Source organism: uncultured Solobacterium sp., assembly GCF_963550625.1.
Classification (GTDB): Bacteria; Bacillota_I; Bacilli_A; order Erysipelotrichales; family Erysipelotrichaceae; genus Bulleidia.
The window spans coordinates 91,222-108,672 of record NZ_CAUVCV010000005.1 but is presented as its reverse complement, the minus strand read 5'-3'; the positions used below and the strand labels follow the sequence as shown (position 1 = coordinate 108,672).

At 37.1% G+C, this 17,451-nt stretch carries 22 protein-coding genes; 6 read left to right on the top strand and 16 right to left on the bottom strand.

Annotated elements, in window-relative coordinates:
- Positions 1 to 110: 110 nt before the first annotated feature.
- Positions 111 to 788, bottom strand: coding sequence for a 50S ribosomal protein L1 (rplA, locus tag RYK16_RS04640; RefSeq protein WP_314851099.1), 678 nt, complete (start codon positions 786 to 788; stop codon positions 111 to 113).
- A gap of 2 nt (positions 789 to 790) precedes the next feature.
- Positions 791 to 1,213: a 50S ribosomal protein L11 gene (rplK, locus tag RYK16_RS04635; RefSeq protein WP_006525781.1), complete on the bottom strand. Its 423-nt coding sequence runs from the start codon at positions 1,211 to 1,213 to the stop codon at positions 791 to 793.
- Between the two features lie 234 nt (positions 1,214 to 1,447).
- On the opposite strand from rplK, the gene RYK16_RS04630 reads away from it, so the two are divergent.
- The 3 genes from RYK16_RS04630 to RYK16_RS04625 all read left to right on the top strand — a co-directional run bounded on the left by RYK16_RS04630 (position 1,448) and on the right by RYK16_RS04625 (position 3,256).
- Complete coding sequence (locus tag RYK16_RS04630; RefSeq protein ID WP_314851097.1) at positions 1,448 to 2,041, top strand: hypothetical protein; 594 nt, start codon at positions 1,448 to 1,450, stop codon at positions 2,039 to 2,041.
- Between the two features lie 260 nt (positions 2,042 to 2,301).
- Entirely contained in the window at positions 2,302 to 2,682 is a 381-nt protein-coding gene (locus RYK16_RS08365; protein WP_399554525.1) for a transposase, read from the top strand.
- Complete coding sequence (locus RYK16_RS04625; RefSeq protein WP_314851103.1) at positions 2,609 to 3,256, top strand: transposase; 648 nt, start codon at positions 2,609 to 2,611, stop codon at positions 3,254 to 3,256. The genes RYK16_RS08365 and RYK16_RS04625 overlap by 74 nt, the downstream gene beginning before the upstream one ends.
- A 147-nt stretch (positions 3,257 to 3,403) precedes the next feature.
- Here RYK16_RS04625 and RYK16_RS04620 read toward each other — a convergent pair whose 3' ends face one another.
- Genes RYK16_RS04620 through rpmG form a run of 6 tightly spaced genes read right to left on the bottom strand, consistent with a single transcriptional unit; the run spans position 3,404 to position 8,441 of the window.
- Entirely contained in the window at positions 3,404 to 5,146 is a 1,743-nt protein-coding gene (locus tag RYK16_RS04620; RefSeq protein WP_314851096.1) for an ABC transporter ATP-binding protein, read from the bottom strand.
- Positions 5,143 to 6,888 carry an ABC transporter ATP-binding protein gene (locus RYK16_RS04615; RefSeq protein WP_314851094.1) on the bottom strand — a complete coding sequence of 582 codons (1,746 nt, stop codon included), beginning with the start codon at positions 6,886 to 6,888 and terminating at the stop codon, positions 5,143 to 5,145. The genes RYK16_RS04620 and RYK16_RS04615 overlap by 4 nt, the downstream gene beginning before the upstream one ends.
- Before the next feature lie 41 nt (positions 6,889 to 6,929).
- Complete coding sequence (locus RYK16_RS04610; protein WP_314851093.1) at positions 6,930 to 7,367, bottom strand: DUF5684 domain-containing protein; 438 nt, start codon at positions 7,365 to 7,367, stop codon at positions 6,930 to 6,932.
- A 9-nt stretch (positions 7,368 to 7,376) separates the two neighbouring features.
- On the bottom strand, positions 7,377 to 7,967 hold the full coding sequence (nusG, locus tag RYK16_RS04605) for a transcription termination/antitermination protein NusG (protein WP_006525771.1): 591 nt from the start codon (positions 7,965 to 7,967) through the stop codon (positions 7,377 to 7,379).
- Positions 7,968 to 7,973: 6 nt separating this feature from the next.
- Complete coding sequence (secE, locus tag RYK16_RS04600) at positions 7,974 to 8,270, bottom strand: preprotein translocase subunit SecE (protein ID WP_294208856.1); 297 nt, start codon at positions 8,268 to 8,270, stop codon at positions 7,974 to 7,976.
- Positions 8,271 to 8,285: 15 nt separating this feature from the next.
- A complete protein-coding gene (gene rpmG / locus RYK16_RS04595) occupies positions 8,286 to 8,441 on the bottom strand; it encodes a 50S ribosomal protein L33 (protein ID WP_028078588.1) in 156 nt (51 codons plus the stop codon).
- Between the two features lie 374 nt (positions 8,442 to 8,815).
- Between rpmG and RYK16_RS04590 the strand changes: the two genes are divergently transcribed.
- On the top strand, positions 8,816 to 9,148 hold the full coding sequence (locus RYK16_RS04590) for a VanZ family protein (protein WP_399554526.1): 333 nt from the start codon (positions 8,816 to 8,818) through the stop codon (positions 9,146 to 9,148).
- 41 nt (positions 9,149 to 9,189) lie between these two features.
- Positions 9,190 to 9,795 carry a thioredoxin family protein gene (locus tag RYK16_RS04585; RefSeq protein WP_314851088.1) on the top strand — a complete coding sequence of 202 codons (606 nt, stop codon included), beginning with the start codon at positions 9,190 to 9,192 and terminating at the stop codon, positions 9,793 to 9,795.
- A gap of 25 nt (positions 9,796 to 9,820) precedes the next feature.
- Here the strand turns inward: RYK16_RS04585 and RYK16_RS04580 are convergent, their stop codons facing one another.
- The 8 genes from RYK16_RS04580 to cysS all read right to left on the bottom strand — a co-directional run bounded on the left by RYK16_RS04580 (position 9,821) and on the right by cysS (position 16,037).
- On the bottom strand, positions 9,821 to 10,279 hold the full coding sequence (locus tag RYK16_RS04580; protein WP_294022625.1) for a hypothetical protein: 459 nt from the start codon (positions 10,277 to 10,279) through the stop codon (positions 9,821 to 9,823).
- A 6-nt stretch (positions 10,280 to 10,285) separates the two neighbouring features.
- Complete coding sequence (locus tag RYK16_RS04575) at positions 10,286 to 11,122, bottom strand: iron chelate uptake ABC transporter family permease subunit (protein WP_314851087.1); 837 nt, start codon at positions 11,120 to 11,122, stop codon at positions 10,286 to 10,288.
- Positions 11,116 to 11,799 carry an ATP-binding cassette domain-containing protein gene (locus tag RYK16_RS04570; RefSeq protein WP_314851085.1) on the bottom strand — a complete coding sequence of 228 codons (684 nt, stop codon included), beginning with the start codon at positions 11,797 to 11,799 and terminating at the stop codon, positions 11,116 to 11,118. Before RYK16_RS04570 ends, RYK16_RS04575 begins: the two co-directional genes overlap by 7 nt.
- A 1-nt stretch (position 11,800) precedes the next feature.
- Entirely contained in the window at positions 11,801 to 12,802 is a 1,002-nt protein-coding gene (locus tag RYK16_RS04565; protein ID WP_314851083.1) for a metal ABC transporter substrate-binding protein, read from the bottom strand.
- 177 nt (positions 12,803 to 12,979) lie between these two features.
- Entirely contained in the window at positions 12,980 to 13,588 is a 609-nt protein-coding gene (locus RYK16_RS04560; protein WP_314851081.1) for a sigma factor, read from the bottom strand.
- A gap of 12 nt (positions 13,589 to 13,600) precedes the next feature.
- The gene (gene rlmB / locus RYK16_RS04555) at positions 13,601 to 14,317 is read right to left on the bottom strand and encodes a 23S rRNA (guanosine(2251)-2'-O)-methyltransferase RlmB (protein ID WP_314851080.1); all 717 of its coding nucleotides are present in this window, start codon (positions 14,315 to 14,317) and stop codon (positions 13,601 to 13,603) included.
- A gap of 11 nt (positions 14,318 to 14,328) precedes the next feature.
- Entirely contained in the window at positions 14,329 to 14,703 is a 375-nt protein-coding gene (locus RYK16_RS04550; RefSeq protein WP_314851079.1) for a ribonuclease III domain-containing protein, read from the bottom strand.
- Positions 14,703 to 16,037 carry a cysteine--tRNA ligase gene (gene cysS, locus RYK16_RS04545; protein WP_399554524.1) on the bottom strand — a complete coding sequence of 445 codons (1,335 nt, stop codon included), beginning with the start codon at positions 16,035 to 16,037 and terminating at the stop codon, positions 14,703 to 14,705. The genes RYK16_RS04550 and cysS overlap by 1 nt, the downstream gene beginning before the upstream one ends.
- Before the next feature lie 330 nt (positions 16,038 to 16,367).
- Between cysS and RYK16_RS04540 the strand changes: the two genes are divergently transcribed.
- Positions 16,368 to 17,408 carry a YdcF family protein gene (locus RYK16_RS04540; protein ID WP_314851077.1) on the top strand — a complete coding sequence of 347 codons (1,041 nt, stop codon included), beginning with the start codon at positions 16,368 to 16,370 and terminating at the stop codon, positions 17,406 to 17,408.
- Positions 17,409 to 17,451: the final 43 nt, after the last annotated feature.

Here is a 17,451-nt window from a genome sequence, read left to right as displayed (position 1 = left end):
GGTACCCCAAGATTTCTCATTGTGGTACCCCAACCCCAAGTAATTTTAGAGCGCCATTAAATTATAGCGAAAACAAAAAAACTCACATCACTGTGAGTTTTTTAAATTACTTATTCAACTGTAACTTTGATACCAGGACCCATAGTTGTGGATACTGTTACACCCTTGAGGTATGTACCCTTAACTGTTACAGGTCTAGCCTTTAAGATACGGTCATATAAAGCCTTGAAGTTTTCAACAAGAGCTTCTTCTGTGAAAGATACCTTACCGAATAATACGTTGATGTTTCCATCCTTGTCTACACGGTATTCAACCTTACCCTTCTTGATTTCATCAATTGCCTTCGCAACGTCCATTGTAACTGTACCTGTCTTAGGGTTTGGCATTAATCCCTTAGGACCTAATAGCTTACCTAACTTACCTAACTGACCCATCATATCTGGAGTAGCTACGATAATGTCAAAGTCGAACCAGCCACCTTGGATCTGTTGAATCATATCAACGCCACCAACGAAGTCAGCACCTGCTGCCTTAGCTTCATCTTCCTTAGCACCCTGTGTAATTACTAATACACGCTGTGTCTTACCAGTACCGTGTGGTAATACCATTGCGCCACGAATGTTCTGTTCAGCCTGACGTGGGTCAACGTTTAATACGAAGCTAGCTTCTAATGAAGAATCAAACTTAGTTGTGCTGATCTTCTTAGCTAAAGCAATCGCTTCCTTGTAATCATAAACTTTAGCGCTATCTACTTGTTCTAACGCTGCTCTGTACTTCTTTCCTGCCATTGTTACTTAGCCTCGCCTTCTACTACGATACCCATGTTACGTGCTGTACCAGCAATGATGTTCATTGCTGCTTCAACGTCATTAGCGTTGAGGTCAGGCATCTTATACTCAGCGATTTCTCTTAACTGAGCCATTGTAATCTTACCGGCTTTAACTGTCTTTGGTGTTCCAGAAGCCTTGTTGATACCAGCAGCCTTCTTTAATAAGATAGCAGCTGGAGTTGTCTTGATGACGAAGTCGAATGACTTATCTTCGTAAGCTGTAATGATTACAGGAACGATATCACCGTGACGGTCCTTAGTTTTGTCGTTAAATTCTGTACAGAATTTAGGCATGTTGATACCTGCAGATGCTAGAGCTGGTCCTGGTTTAGCTCCACCAGCAGGGAATTGTAGCTTCGCTACTTTTGCAATTTTCTTTGCCATGTGGTTTTCCTCCTTATATTAGAATCCACATGCAGTGGTCAGCGGACATTGCTATCCTCCCACGCATGAGTGCACTAAAAGTGCCTTTATATAATAGGATAATATAGGTTTTGCGTCAAGATAAAGATGGTATTTAGACTATCCTCAAGTGAAAAAAGAATCAATCTATCGTTTCTATAGTTGTTTTATTATTAATAATATGTAAAATATAATTTAATAAGGGATATATGGGTTATGAATAAAAAGAAAAAGTTAATTATTGTTTTACTTCTATTGGCATTAATCTGTGCAGTAATCCTCGCTATTAAGTCTTGCCGCTCTAAGACAGTTGAACAGTCTAAGACCACTGAAACTGCTAAAAATGACAATACTACTAAGGAAGACAAGTCTGATAAGAAGGAAGAAGTAAAGGCTGATGATAAGAAGGATGAAACTAAGGAAGAGCCGACACCAACTCCTACTGAAACAACTACTCCAGTTGCTCCTGAGAATGATGTTCCTACTAATACTCAAACAGACACTTATAGTCAGCCGACACCTACACCATGTGTGCCTACTTATACAACAGTTACTCACCCAGAGGTAGGCCATTATGAGCAACGTGAGGTTGTGCCTGAACATATCCGTGGTATTTATGAAGATAAATTTGTGGGGGATCAGACGGGTCGTATTTATAACAACCTAGATGAATTTAATAATCAACATGAGGACTCCAGTTATACCGTCAAAAAAGTTGAGGTTGGCGCAGAGTATGTTCCTGCACAGTTTGACAATGTATGGGTTGTAGACCAGCAAGCATGGACTGAAACGGTAGCATCTGGTTGCTAAAATTAAATACAACTAACAAATACAACCGTTGTACAATATAAGTTTTGTACACTCAATAGATGATTATGAAAATTACATTGAAAGAATACGCAAAAGAAAATAGTGTCACCTATGAGAGTGTTAGAAAAAAATTAAGGTAATTTAAAATAGCGTGGGGTTTTCAAAAAACACGCAATAAAATCCCATGGGGATAGATTTTATAAAAGACAATTCCAAAGAGTGATTCTCTACGGGATTGTCTTTTTGTCTGGAGAGTAAGGATGTATGCAGATAGTTTCATCCGTGCACCTAGATTAACACTTCCAGAGAATCTTGGTATCGATGAGATATCTTCTTCCATGGCGAAATACGGTGGTTCATACTTGTGTGTATTCGTAGACAACAATAACAGGACATTAAACGAGATACTTCCAAACCGTTCGAAAGTAACACTATCGAAACACTTTGAAATGATTCCACAATCGGAGAGAGACAAGGTAAAGTACGTGACGATCGATATGTGGGAACCTTATAGGGATGTGTGCAAAAAGTACCTAATGCATTGTGAAATAGCAGAAGAACCTTTCCATATCATTAAACAAACACCTTACGGAGTGCTTTACGCGCATACGTGTAGGAATCATGAAACAGTGTGTTTATGATAGTCCCAGTTACTATTTGCTGAAGACCTGGCATAAATTATTAGAAACCGATTCATTCGACCTCGATAACGAGCCAAGATACAACTCGAAATTTCGTCAGAAGATGAATTACAGGGACCTTTACAACATGTTGTTGGAGATAAGTCCTGATTTAAAGCTTGCATATGAATTAGAGGAACTATATAGAGACTTCAATAAACGCTGCTCCTTTGAGGAAGCTAGTATGAAACTTGATTATCTGATTGAGCTATTTGAACACTCAGACTTAGACTGTTATAAGGAATTTATATCTTTACTGAAGCACTGGAAACCAGAAATCATCAATAGTTTTAGAAGACCGTATGACGATAGACGACAATCCAACACACTGGCTGAAAATATCAATCGGAAACTTCGGTTACTGATCGAGGTATCCAATGGATATACAAACCTAGAACGTTTTCGTGCCCGTGCACTATACTGCCTAAACGACAAACTATTCTATTGCTTGACGACATGTTTATATTCCAGAAAACGAGAGCACAAAAAACGTGGCACATATACCAAACAAATAATCGATACATTAAACAAATAAAATCAAACTATATTTCAATCTTTTCTAAAAAAGGATATCTTAGTCACCAGCTATGATGACATAGATATCCTTATTTTGTATATGATTGACCCACAACTGATTTCGTTGCGCATTTTAGTCAAACTCACGACTGATTTCGCTTAAGTGTTATTCATTTGTTGTCACAAATTGCGAGTTATATAACTGACTATAGAATCCATTTTGTGCCATTAGTATATCATGATTGCCTTGTTCAATAATTTTACCAGCATTCATGACAATAATTTGGTCAGCGTTACGAATCGTTGATAAACGATGCGCAACCACAAAGCTAGTACGTCCCTTCATAAGATTGTTGAAAGCTGCTTGAATTTCAAGTTCCGTACGCGTATCGATAGAAGAGGTCGCTTCATCAAGAATTAACATGTTAGGTTTACTCAATAATACTCTAGTAATACAAAGTAACTGTTTCTGTCCTTGGCTTAAGCTGTCATCTGTTACGATTGTATCTAATCCATGCGGCATACGGCGAATAAACTCCCAACTGTGCGCTTCCTTTGCGGCTTCGATAATTTCTTCATCACTAGCATTCTCGACACCAAAGGCAATGTTATCACGAATACTTGCATTCTTTAGCCAAGTATCCTGGAGAACCATACCGAAGTTCTTACGAATTGATTTACGGCTTACTTCATAGATATTCTGCCCATCAATCATAATTGCGCCTTGATTTGCGTCATAAAATCTCATTAACAAATTGATAAACGTCGTCTTACCACAACCTGTTGGTCCTACGATAGCAGTTGTCGTGCCAGGTTTCGCACTAAAGTTAAAATTCTCGATCAACTTTTGGTCTGGTAGATAAGAGAAGAATACATTTTGAATATCAATCGCACCTTCCTTTTCCACTAAATCTAATTTTGGATCTACACTTTCAGCCGGAGACTCGATTAGTGTAAATACACGGTCTGCACAGGCCATCGCATTCTGTAACTCTGTTACTACAGAACTAATATCATTAAATGGCTTCATGTATTGGTTTGCATAAGAAAGTAATACCGTCAATCCACCAACAGTCAAATTACCATTCATAATACTATAAGAACCAAGTACTGCTACAATCGCATAAATCACATTATTGACTGCACGTGTAGATGGATTTGTTAAGGAACTAATAAACAGGGCATTCTGACTATACTGTTGTAGTTCTTTATTTATCGTTTCAAAGCGCTTTGAAGCACGCTTCTCATAGCCAAATGCTTTTACAACCTTCTCACTACCTATCATTTCATTAATTAAGGCAGTCTGTTTCCCACGCGTACTTGTCTGTTTTTGAAATAAACGATACGAACGTGTCGAGATAAATCTTGCCACAAAGAAACTAACTGGCGTTAACACAATCACGCAACAAGTAATGAGTACATTCTTCGATAACATAAATACTAGTGTCGCAATAATCGTCACAACACCTGTAAATAGTTGTGTAAATCCCAACAATAATCCATCCGACAATTGATCCACATCCGCAATAACACTCTGAACAATATCCCCGGTACTATGTACATCTAGATAAGAGAGCGGAATATGTTGAAGATGTCGCATTGCCTTTGCGCGAATCTCTTTAACCGTCTGATATGTTAAACGATTGTTGATTAGATTCATAACCCATAGACCAATTGACGCAATCGTAATACAGATTCCAATATGGATTAAGACTGAAAGAAGTTTTGAATAATGTACTTCTCCTTGTTTGATAACTGTATCGATTGCGGAACCAAACAAGATTGGTACATACAACTGTAATATCGCCGCCACAATCGATAAGCTAATGCTAAATACAAGTAAAACTTTATACTTTCCAATAAACTTTAAAACCTTCCCTAAGGTCTGGAATGATGTGTTCTTTTTCATGCCACAACCTCCTCAGGTTTTTCTTCTGGAAATTGAGAGTAATAAATTTCCTGATAAACCTTACAATTCTCCATTAATTTATCGTGTGTCCCTTTTCCAACTAGATTACCATCATCCAATACTAATATCTGATGAGCCGCACGTACTGTAGAAGCACGTTGTGAAACGATAAAGACTGTCATTTGATTTCCCAAATGATGAATTGCACGTCGCAACTTTAAATCTGTCGCAAAATCTAATGCACTTGCGGAATCATCCATAATCAATATTTCAGGGCTCTTTAGTAATGCACGAGCAATTGTAAGACGTTGTTTCTGCCCACCGGATAGATTACGACCATTCTGTTCAATCATCGCATCTAATCCATTCTTACTTCTTACTACATCTGCCGCCTGTGCGATTTCTAATGCATGCCAGATTTCTTCATCCGTCGCATCCTCTTTACCCCACTGCATATTCTCGCGAATTGTACCTTCAAATAGAACTGCCTTCTGAGGAATCATTCCCACTTTCGCTACAAGTTCTCTCTGTGGATAGTCTTTTACATTTACACCATTCACGCATACTTTCCCATTTTGCACATCATAGAAACGTGGTATTAGTTGTGCAATAGTTGATTTACCACAGCCTGTTCCACCAATAATACCAATTGTTTCTCCACGATTTGCCACAAAACTAATATTCGATATCGCATCTGCACCAGCTTGTGGATAAGAGAAGGAAACTTGGTCAAAGACAACTGCTGGAGCACTTTCATCTTGTTTTACAGGTTCTGTCTTATAAACCATCTCACGCTTTACTACAAGCACTGCTTCAATACGTTCAAGACATGCAAGTGATTTGTTAATTGTGATGATAAGGGAAGATAGTTTAATTAGTTCTACAATGATGAGCGCCATTAAGTTGTATAACGCAACAATATCTGCTTGTGCAATAATTCCACCATCAACACGTATTGCACCTACATAAATTAATGTAATAATAGCCACATTAATCAAAATATATGTGAGTGGATTCATTAATGCGGATAAGCGACCTACATGTTCGTTATACTTTGTTAAGATATCATTCTCTTGGTTAAATTGTTGAATCTCTGCATCTTCCTTGCGGAATGCTCGAATAACTCTGACACCCAATAAGTTTTCACGTAATGTTCCTAATAATTTATCTAATGCACTCTGTACTTTTGTATAAAGGGGAATACTAATCCACATGATGGTAAATACAACGACCGCAAGGACTGGTATCGTTACCACAAAGATAAGTGCTGATCTTACATCGATAGTAAATGCAACAACCATTGCACCAAATACAATGAATGGGCTTCTTAGTAGTAGACGTAAAGCAAGATTTAATCCTGTCTGTACTTGCAATACATCACTTGTCATACGTGTGATTAATGTATCCGTTCCAAGTTGGTCTAGTTCAGCATACGTTAAATCTTGAATGTTATCGAATAACTCTTGTCTTAAATCTGTTGCATACCCTGTACTTGCCTTAGCCGCAAACCACTGTGCCGTAAAGGAGAATGTCATCCCTAATACTGCAAGTAACAACAAAAGTCCAAACATCTTTAAGACAAAACCCATATCATTCTTCCCAATTCCGTTTTTAATGATTTGGGCAATCACTAATGGAACTGTTAAATCCATTAACGCCTCTAATAATTTAAATAAAGGCGCAAGAATACTTTCTTTTTGATATTTCTTTAAATACTTCAAACTTATCCTTTGTTTTTTCATTACATATCTCCAAAAAGGAAAGAGTGTAGTTTCCTACACTCCTATTTCGCACCTTTGTATTCAGCTTGTCCCATACCGATTACGATATTTCCGATTGGGTTAGCGAAAATTAATAATGTTGTAATACCACCACTGATGTTGAATGCTTTTGCTTGCTTTCCAGATCTCTTGATGTGAATTGCGATTGAAGCAATCATCATCACAAGACCAATCCATCCAATAATCTGTATGCCTGTATTAGCAGCAGCCAAGAACAATGCTAGCCCACCAATTGCACATACAAACCAGATAATTCCAGCATACTTAGATTTCCAAACTAATTTAAACATCACAAGTTCGCGTAGTACCGGAATAAATGCAAGAATCTTATTTTCAGGTGTCTTACGTAATACTTTTAAATATCCGAAGGTTTGTAGGACATACCAAATTACCGCGAAAATCGCATAACTTGTTAGGATTTTTGTTAATTCTACTGTCATGTCAACCTCCTAGAATAATTCTACTTTTTCTAAATCACCATAGTTGATATCAGTTGGTGTTTCACGACCGAATAACATAATTAATACGTTAGCTGTCTGTGTCTGATCATTCAATGACGCAACTCTTCCTTCCATTCCACTGAATGGACCAGCAAGAATCTTCACTGTATCACCAATCTCGAAATCAATTGAAATCTTCTTATCACTTTGACCAATACGGCGTAAGATAGCTTCCATTTCATCTGGTGCAACTGGGAATGGCTTTGCACCACCACCAGAGGAACCGATAAATCCTGTAACACCTGGAGTATTACGCACAACGTACCAAGCTTCATCTGTCATCTTCATTTCAACGAACAGGTAGCCTGGGAATACGTTTGTCTTAACATCCTTTGGTTTTCCATCCTTACCAATAACAGTCTCTGTTTCTTCTGCTACTACAATACGGAATAAGGAATCCTGAATGCCCATTGTTTCAACACGCTTCTCAAGATTTTCCTTAACTCTATTTTCATGACCAGCGTATGTATTTACAACATACCATCTAGTTTCATGTTCATCATCAATTGCAGAAATTACTGCCTTCTCGTTTGTTGTCATATATTGTTACGCTCCAATCCCGAAAACTTTCATTAGATATGCAACACCTAAATCACACAACACAAAGAATAGTGCAAAGAATATTGTGAATGCTAATACTTCAGCAGTATTTTGTAGTGTTCCTTCTTCGCTGCCTTGGTTAGTCCAATGTGGCCAACGAACACGCTTTGCTTCTTTTGTAATACCGCTGATTGTAAACCAATGGTCTTTTGCTGGTTTATTCTTCTTGGCTAATTTCTTAGCTTCTTTAGCCTGCTGCTTTTCAGACTTTGCAGCTTTCTTATCTTTCATCTCTTCAGACATCGCCTTGCCTACTTTCTATTTTGTTTCTTTATGGAGCGTCATCTTACCACATTTTGGACAGAATTTTTTGAGCTCCAATCTCTTTGTGCTGTTTTTCGAACCGTTTGTTGTATAGTTGCGTGCAAGACATTCTTCACACGCAAGAATAATTTTTCTCGCCTCTTTTGCCATTACGAAAAACTCCTTCAAAGTCTTGATTACAATAGCACAAAAATTGCAAACTCGCAACGAGCCAACCGCCTGTTTCATATTAAAATCACAAATCAATTTCATTTTGATATATGATAATAACAGTTAAGGATATTAATATGAGAAAATCATCCCGAATACTACATATCATTTTAACTTGTATTATTAGTTTCCTAGTTTTCTATTATGTTACTAGTGATTTTTTGGACTCTCACTTCCAAGGATTATATGTAATCGAGCCCCTTTTATATCTTTTGATTTTGTTTGGTCAAACTCTCATATTTTATGGCAGTAGCTATTTATTATTGAATCCATCTCATCGTATTCCAACATTTGTATTACGACTACTCTAGGTAATTTATTTTCTTGTGATGATTTTATTACTATTTTTTAGAGTCTATCATGACAACAACATTAACCTAAATCTTCTTGAACTCTTTAATTTTGAAACAACAAATCTTTCTCAAACTATATTAAATTTGATCTTATTTATTCCTATCGGATACTGGATCAAACATTTAAAGATTAGTTCTGTACTACTTCTATCCTTATTTCTGATAACTTCTATTGAATTATTACAATTCGTTAGCCATCGAGGAATCTTTGATGTTGTAGACATTTTGATCAATACAATTGGAATTATGATTGGATATGTCATATTCAAAACAGTTCATATCAAACTATATTAATATTTCTGATTGTTGTTGAATAATTAAATCACGGGGGTATTATGCGTAAACTCAGAAAGTTATTTTATCTTCTAGTATCATCTACACTATTACTTGGCTGTAAACCTACACCAGAAAGTCAAACCTCTAACACTAAAGAGATATTCAACTTAGAGTATGTTGATCAAAAAGATTCCGATATAAAAGAATATTCATTTTTGACCGATAACAATCCTGCATTTAAGGAAATCACATTTGAAAGTTCAATCAAGTTTTTTACAGAAGGATATTCAGGAATTCTATACTACGGAAAAGTTGGCTGTCCATGGTGTGAACGCGCTGTACCTATTTTGAATGACGTCGCAAAAGACAATGATATTTCGATTTATTATATTGACGCAAACAAAGGTATGGGAGAAACAAAGAGAGAAAGAGAAGAAAACTACGCAAATCTTTCAAAGTATATTTCAGACAGTTTCCAAGAAGATGACAATGGTAAAAAAGGCATGTTTGTCCCTGATGTAATTGCCGTAAAGAATGGAAAAATGCTAGCCTATCACGTATCTTTAGTAGATGATTACGACATTCACAAAAATGACCAACTATCCGAAAGTCAAAAACAGGAACTGTATAATATTTATCAAGAGATGATAAATCAAATAAAATAATATCTTCACACGAAAAGGTGGGCTATTAACCCACCTTCATTTCTGCATTCTTTAATAATAAGGAAACGATGTTTCCATCCTTTTGATAACTGAAAGTTCCTACAACTGTAATTTCTGTTCCAAGATCTGGATAATCATCTGGATATTTATGATTTCCTTCCCATTGGAATTGAATCCCTTGTTGGCAACAACCCAACGCATCTTTGATAATACAACCATACATCGTATTACCATCTTTATCTTTGCCTAGCGCAAAGACTCCAGAGATTTTAAATGTTTTATCCACATACTCTTCTGGGTTTGTCATCATCGCATATACTTGCGAATACACAACATTTCCACTGAGCTTAGATAAGTCATAATCCACTTCGGTCTCTTTACTCTGCTCTGGTTTTACCGCGTTTGGTTGGTGTGTATATAGAAAAGCTAATGTAATAATTCCTACACTAAGAAAGATTAGGATAAATTTCTTGATATATTTCATTACTACTTACGCTTTCATTGTACGAATCAACCAACAGATAATAAACGCAATAATATCTACAGTAACAATCGTAGCACCTACAGGTGTACTACATAGAATCGCCACAAGCATACCTGTAATGGTACAGATTTCTGATAGTACTGCCGCACCAATCAATACAGCTTTAAAACTCTTAAACAACTGCATAACTGATAATGCAGGGAAGATTACTAATGCAGAAATCAATAATGAACCTACAAGATTCATTGCTAAAACAACAATAACCGCAATAATAACCGCCAAGATTAAATTAATCTGATTTGTCTTTAGGCCAATTGCCTTAGAGAAGTTTTCATCAAACGTTACCGCAAAAATCTTCGGATATAACATTACAAATATGATTAGAACGATGATAGATGCGATTACACATAACCAAACCTCTGCTTTGGAAAGTGTCAGAATCGATGTAGAACCAAAGAGTGTACTACATACATCACCACTGATATTTGCAGTTGGTGGAAATAGATTCATTAATAGATATCCAAGTGCGAGTGCACCAGTCGAAATCATGCCGACAATCGCATCCCCTTGAACTCTTTTATTTTGTCCTGATTTTAGAATCAATATCGCCGCTACTGTTGTAATCGGAAAGACAAGATACATCTTCTGTTGAATCATCCCTAATACAAGTGCTATCGACATCGCACCAAAGGCAACGTGCGATAGACCATCTCCAATATAGGAATATCTCTTTAATACAAGGATAACACCTACAAGTGCAGAACATAGTGAGATTAACATCGCCGCAACGATGGCATATCTTACAAAGGGATATCCAAGATAGCGTAGTAATTCAGCTAGCATTCTTCCACCACCTTTCGATATTCATCTGTGGAAATTTCCTTGACTTTACCATCCACGAAGCGAACAATACGATTTGCATACTGCACCACCGCAGGTACATCATGTGTAATCATTACAATTGTCATGCCTTCTTTATTTAACTTTGAAATGAGATCATACATATACTGCATTGCATCTGGATCAAGTCCTGCTGCCGGTTCATCTAATAGAATCATCTTATCAGCAGCACATAACGCTCTAGCAAGTAGTGTACGCTGTTGTTGTCCACCGGATAAATCACGGTAACAATGCTTTGCGAGTCTATCGACGCCAGTTTTGGCCATATACTCCTTCGCAAGTTCTTTCTCTTTCTTGTTATAGAACCAACGATGTCCTAAGTGACCTACAAAACCGGATAAAACAACTTCTTCAACTGAAGATGGGAAATCTTTTTGGACTTGTGTCTGTTGTGCAAGGTAACCAATTTCTCTTGCATTGAAGGATTCATCATGTTCAATCGTTCCTTCAATTGGACTGATTAAACCTAAGATGGTTTTCATGAACGTGGATTTACCCGATCCATTCTCACCGATTACACATAAATAATCTCCACTGTTGATTTCCAAGTTAAAAGGTCCCGCAACTTTTATGCGTTCATGTCCAACGGATAGATTTTTACATGTAATCAAATGTGTCATCTTACTTAACCTCCGTGTTAAAACTTTGTGCTAATACCTTTAAATTCTCTTCCATTGCGCCATAGTATGTTAAGCCCTTATCGATATCTGATTGGCTAACGGACTGTAATGAGTTCAATGTTAATATGTCTTGATTCTTATCTGTTGTGTTCTCAATGACTGCTTTTGCAAGTTTCTTATCAGAACCTTCAATTGTCATAATATGTTTGATTCCCAACTCATCTGCGTACTTGGCAAGAGTCACTATTGTGTTAAAGCTCGCATTTGTTTCTGTTGAGCAACCATTGAATGCAGCGTATGTTGTAATACCATAGTCTTTTGCTAAGTAGTGGAATGGCATACGGTCTGCAAAAATCCAAGTTTTATCTTTTACAGTATTCACTGTTGATTCATAAGACTTATCTAAAGCAGCTAACTTTGCGATATACGCTTCTGCATTTTCCTGATACTTCTTTGCATTTGTTGAATCCAATTCTCCTAATTCATCCGCAATTGCTTTTACGATTTTCTGTGCACGCTTGAGTGATAACCAAACATGTTCATCATATTCAATTTCTTCATGGTCATGGTCATGATCTTTATCATCATGATCGTGGTCATGGTCTTCGCTTTCTTTTTCTAAACCTTCCTCTTCTTCATCGATGTCATCACCAAGTGTCTGCATCATATTGACTACCTTCATATCTTTGTTGGTCTTTTCTTCTAATGCATCATCTACCCATTCATCAGATTCACCACCAACGTATACAAATAGATTTGCATCAGAGATGTTTGCGATATCACCTGCAGTTGGTTGATAGCTATGCAAGTCACTACCGTTCTTCATCAATAATTGTAAATCCACATTTGTATTGTCTTTTCCGATAATCTCACGGATCCAATCATATTGTGGGAATGTTGTAGCTACGATTTTTAATTTTGTAGTGTTCTGCTGCTGTTTTGGAGCGCAACCTGCAAGCATGAATGCCGCAAGTACTCCTGTAATGATTTTTTTGAGTTTCATACTATTCTCCTTTTCAAACTCTACTGAAGCAGTTTGTTTTTATAAGCGCACACTTGAGCGAATATTCAAATCTTCTATAAAACAACAAAATGCATGCCATCGACAATCATCGCTGACATGCATTTACTATTTCTGTTTCAGTTTACTTTATTATCATACACTATCTGTCAAGTTTTATCATTGATTATGATATATGTAATCTTTTATCTTGGCTCTAACTCGCTGTAATCTTCCATCATATGCCTTTACAGTACAGTTCTGATTGCGAGCTGCATCTTCATAACAATCGCCATCATACCAAGACCGCATTACATCTACTTCTCGATGTGATAATGACATGATACCCTGTGTCATTTGTTTGAATGCATCTACATACTGATAATAATATTCTGGATTAAACATCTTATTTTGTTGTTCAACAACATCATAGAATGTTTCATCCTCATTCATCATCGCATCTAATGCCAGTACATCTGCACCTTCATTTCTTCCAATCGTTGAAAGTTGTCGTAGGACATTCCAAACTCTTCTCTTTGCGATGATACACAAGAAGGTTTTAAAACTAGCTTGATTATCTTCCCGATAACAATGTATCGCTACAAGTAAACCAAGTCGTGCTTCCTGCAATAAATCATCTTTATAGTTTTTCACTGGTGGATACACCTGTATCGTTTGGTTCACCAGTGATGTAAGTAAACCTTCATATTGGGCAAATAAGCGATATTGCGCATGCGCATCACCCATCCTGCACATATATAATAGTTCACTTGGATTGTCCTTTTCCATACAACACTCCCCCTATAGTGGGAAACGCATGTTGTAAATAGAATACATTAGAATACCAGCAGAAACCGCCGCATTTAACGATTCAATCTTTCCTCTCATTGGCAGTGATACCACAAAGTCACACTTCTCACGTAGTAGTCTTGAGATACCCTTACCTTCATTTCCAATAATCAACACTGTATTGAAATCATACTTTACAGAACGATAGTCCTGTCCATCCATATCTGTTCCAACAGCCCACCAACCTTTTTTCTGAAGGCCTTCTAGCGTTCTGGAAAGGTTGGTTACAGAAGCACATTTCACTGTATCAATTGCACCTGCACTAACCTTGGCAACCGTAGGCGTCAAGCCAACTGCATTTGTCTTCTTAAAGATGACACCAGTAGCACCAACCGCATCTGCTGTACGTAATATCGCTCCTAAGTTATGTGGATCTTCTAATTCATCTAGCATGATGATAAGACCCTTACCATTCTCGGAAACACTCTGTACGATTTCATCCACACTATATAGACGATATGGATCAACTTCAGCCACAACACCTTGATGACGGTCTGTCTTTGTCATCTGGGTTAATGTCTTCTTATCCACTTTTTTGAGTTGTACTCGTTGTTTACGAGCCAACTGTTCTAAATCTCTATCGTCTACTGACATGTAGATTTGTTTGATCTTGGAGTTATCCATCAACATCTGTTTTACAACATTTTTCCCGTACACAAATTGTGCCATAGAAGTCCTCCCTAAAGTGTCCGTACTTTGTCCCAAATCTGTCTTATTCTTTCTTGATTATTCTCAAGATATAAAGCACCCAAAATAGCTTCAAATCCTGTCGACATACGATATGTCATAACATCTGTGTTGTTTGGAACACTACCTGTATTACCGTTGCGTCCACGATGATACGTCGCTTCTTCCTCTTTGGTAAAGAAGTTTTCTTCATGAAGCAGTGAATAGAATCTTGCCTGTGATTTTGCAGAGACATAGGAAATACTGAGTTTTTGTAACATCTTTCCTTTTCCCTGACCTTCTTGAACCAAGAAGTCACGCACCGCAAGAGACCACACCGCATCCCCAAGAAACGCTAGTGTTCTACCATTACATTCTAATGGATTCATTACAACAAGCCCTTTTCTGCTAATTCATTACGATATTTATCCGCACTATCGAAGTCTTTATCTGCCTTAGCTTGATTCCACTTCGCAAATAATTCCTTCTCTACTTCACCAATCACTGGTTTATCCACAACAATACCCAATACATTCAACATCTTTTCCACAGCGTTGCTGTAAAGTGTTAGTTGTGCAAAGTCAATCTCTCTTTGACGTAATGTCTGATTTAATTTCTTAACTGTCTCAAAGATGACTGCGTATGCATTTGGTGTATTCATATCATCATCTAAACAATCTAAGAATGCACGATAAGATTCCTTGTCATAATCATCACCCATAACATAATCCGCAAGAGCAGCTTTGATATATGCTTGTTTGAGTGGTGTTAACACCTTATCTAATTCCTTACGAGCAGTTTCAATTGTCTCATCAGAGAAGTTTAATTCCTTACGATAATGTACAGAGGATACTAACCATCTTGTTAGGTTTGTACCTAAAGATAGTACAACATCCTTTGCCCACATTGTATTACCTAATGACTTAGACATCTTTTGTCCATCGATATTTACCATGGCATTATGTACCCAATAATTCGCAAGTGTATTGCCATGCATAGCTTCCTGTTGAGCTGCTTCATTTTCATGGTGAGGGAACTTCAAGTCCATACCACCACCGTGAATATCAATGCAATCACCAATATTATCATTGATCATAACAACACATTCCGTATGCCAACCTGGACGGCCTTCTCCCCATGGAGAATTCCATTTGATACCCATATCTGTCTTCTTCCATAATGCAAAATCATATGGATTTTTCTTTTGGTCATTTGTTTCAATGCGTGCACCAGCCTCTAGTTGGTCCATATGTTGATGAGAAATCTCACCATACGTTGGTACAGATTCAACTGAGAAGTATACGTCACCGTTTGCTTCATAGGCATGACCAGTCTTAACAAGTTTATCGATGAATTCAATAATCTTATCCATTGTTTCTGTAACACGTGGTGTAATATCAGGAAGTTCTGTATTCAGTAATGTACGTACTTCCTGATACGCATCGATATAACGCTGTGCAATTACCGCTTCGGTTGTGTTTTCTTCGGCAGCCTTCTTAATAATCTTGTCATCAACGTCTGTAAAGTTAGATACATACGTAACGCTATATCCTTCTGCTTCAAATAATCGCTTCAGCACATCAAACACAATCATTGGTCGTGCATTACCGATATGTGCATAGTTATACACAGTTGGTCCACATACATACATGTCTACATGTCCCTCATGAATTGGTTTAAAATCTTCGATTTGTAAAGTCTTTGTATTATACAGTCTGATCATATTCTTCCTCCTGTTAAAAAAGCGTCTTTCTTAAAAAGACGCTATGCGTATCCACTCTTTAGAATTTCACTGATAACATTAGTGCAACGTCCTTCTCTACATATCAAGAAGACCCTCTCGGAGGCATTCCCATCAACACCATCTGCCAAAGCACTCTCACCAAATGTGCCTCTCTCTTAAGCCGGTATATTGTAGTACTATTTCCGATCAACGGTTTATTTGATTATAGCGTAATTCTAAGAAGCTTAAAAGTAGAATACTAAGCTGTTTTTAATATTATTCACACACAGATACTTTTATTCATGTTACTATTTTGCTATGTTTACATTCATGAATTATATTCTTACACCAGAATTTATGGTGATCATATCACTAGCGATATTCTTATGCTCCTTCTTCAAGGATTCTAGACGTTTTCGTAATGCAGTATTTTTATTAATCCTACTATTTGCACTCTTTGTTTTATCTGTGCAGTATTCAGGTATATCCAGGATTGCGACGATATATTCCAGTATATTTGTCACCACCTTTATGTTCTTGATATTTATCATTCCATTCTTATTGATGGTAAATAGTGTACAGATGCTTCGTAAGGAAGGTTTCCACATTACAAGTTTCCTATCCATAGCGTTTGGAATCTTTATCTTAGTTGGTGAATTTTATTTCATAACTTCAATGATAGTGGCTGTTAACAACTATATAGATCATTCGATTCATCTAATACAAGATTTTCCAACTCTGCTTAAAATGGGATTTGGATTTAGTGTCTTATATATTTCACTTGTATTCGTCGCATTTATGTTTTATTCCATATTCATCCAGATTCTTCCACGACATGTTGATTTTGACTACATTATTGTATTAGGTGCTGGATTAATTGATGGTTTAACACCAACGAAACTACTTGCCAATCGTCTTGATAAGGCGATTCGTGTATTTAATAAGTCAGTATCTTCTTGTTATATCGTTGTTTCTGGTGGCCAAGGTTCCGATGAAAAAGTATCTGAAGCGGAAGCCATGCGTACATACCTAATTGATAAAGGCATTAAGAATCATCAAATCATCATGGAAGATAAGAGTGTTAATACATTCGAAAACATGCGTAATTCCTATGAAATCATTAAGCGTAGAGGTGGCCGCATGCGTATTGCGGTAGTCACTTCCAACTTCCATGTCTATCGTGCATTACTCCTTTGTCGCTCTTTAGATATTCCAGCAATCGGCATTGGTGCACCTATCGCATTCTACTTCTGGCCAAGCGCAATGATTCGTGAATATGTTGCGTTATGCAAGCATTATCTAAAGGGATATCTATTAGGTTGGTTTATATTTGTTGGTTTCTTCCTCACTGTACTTTCCGTATTTCTATAATGGAGAGTACAGTTTTCTTTTTGGCAAAAAGAAAATGCCTCAT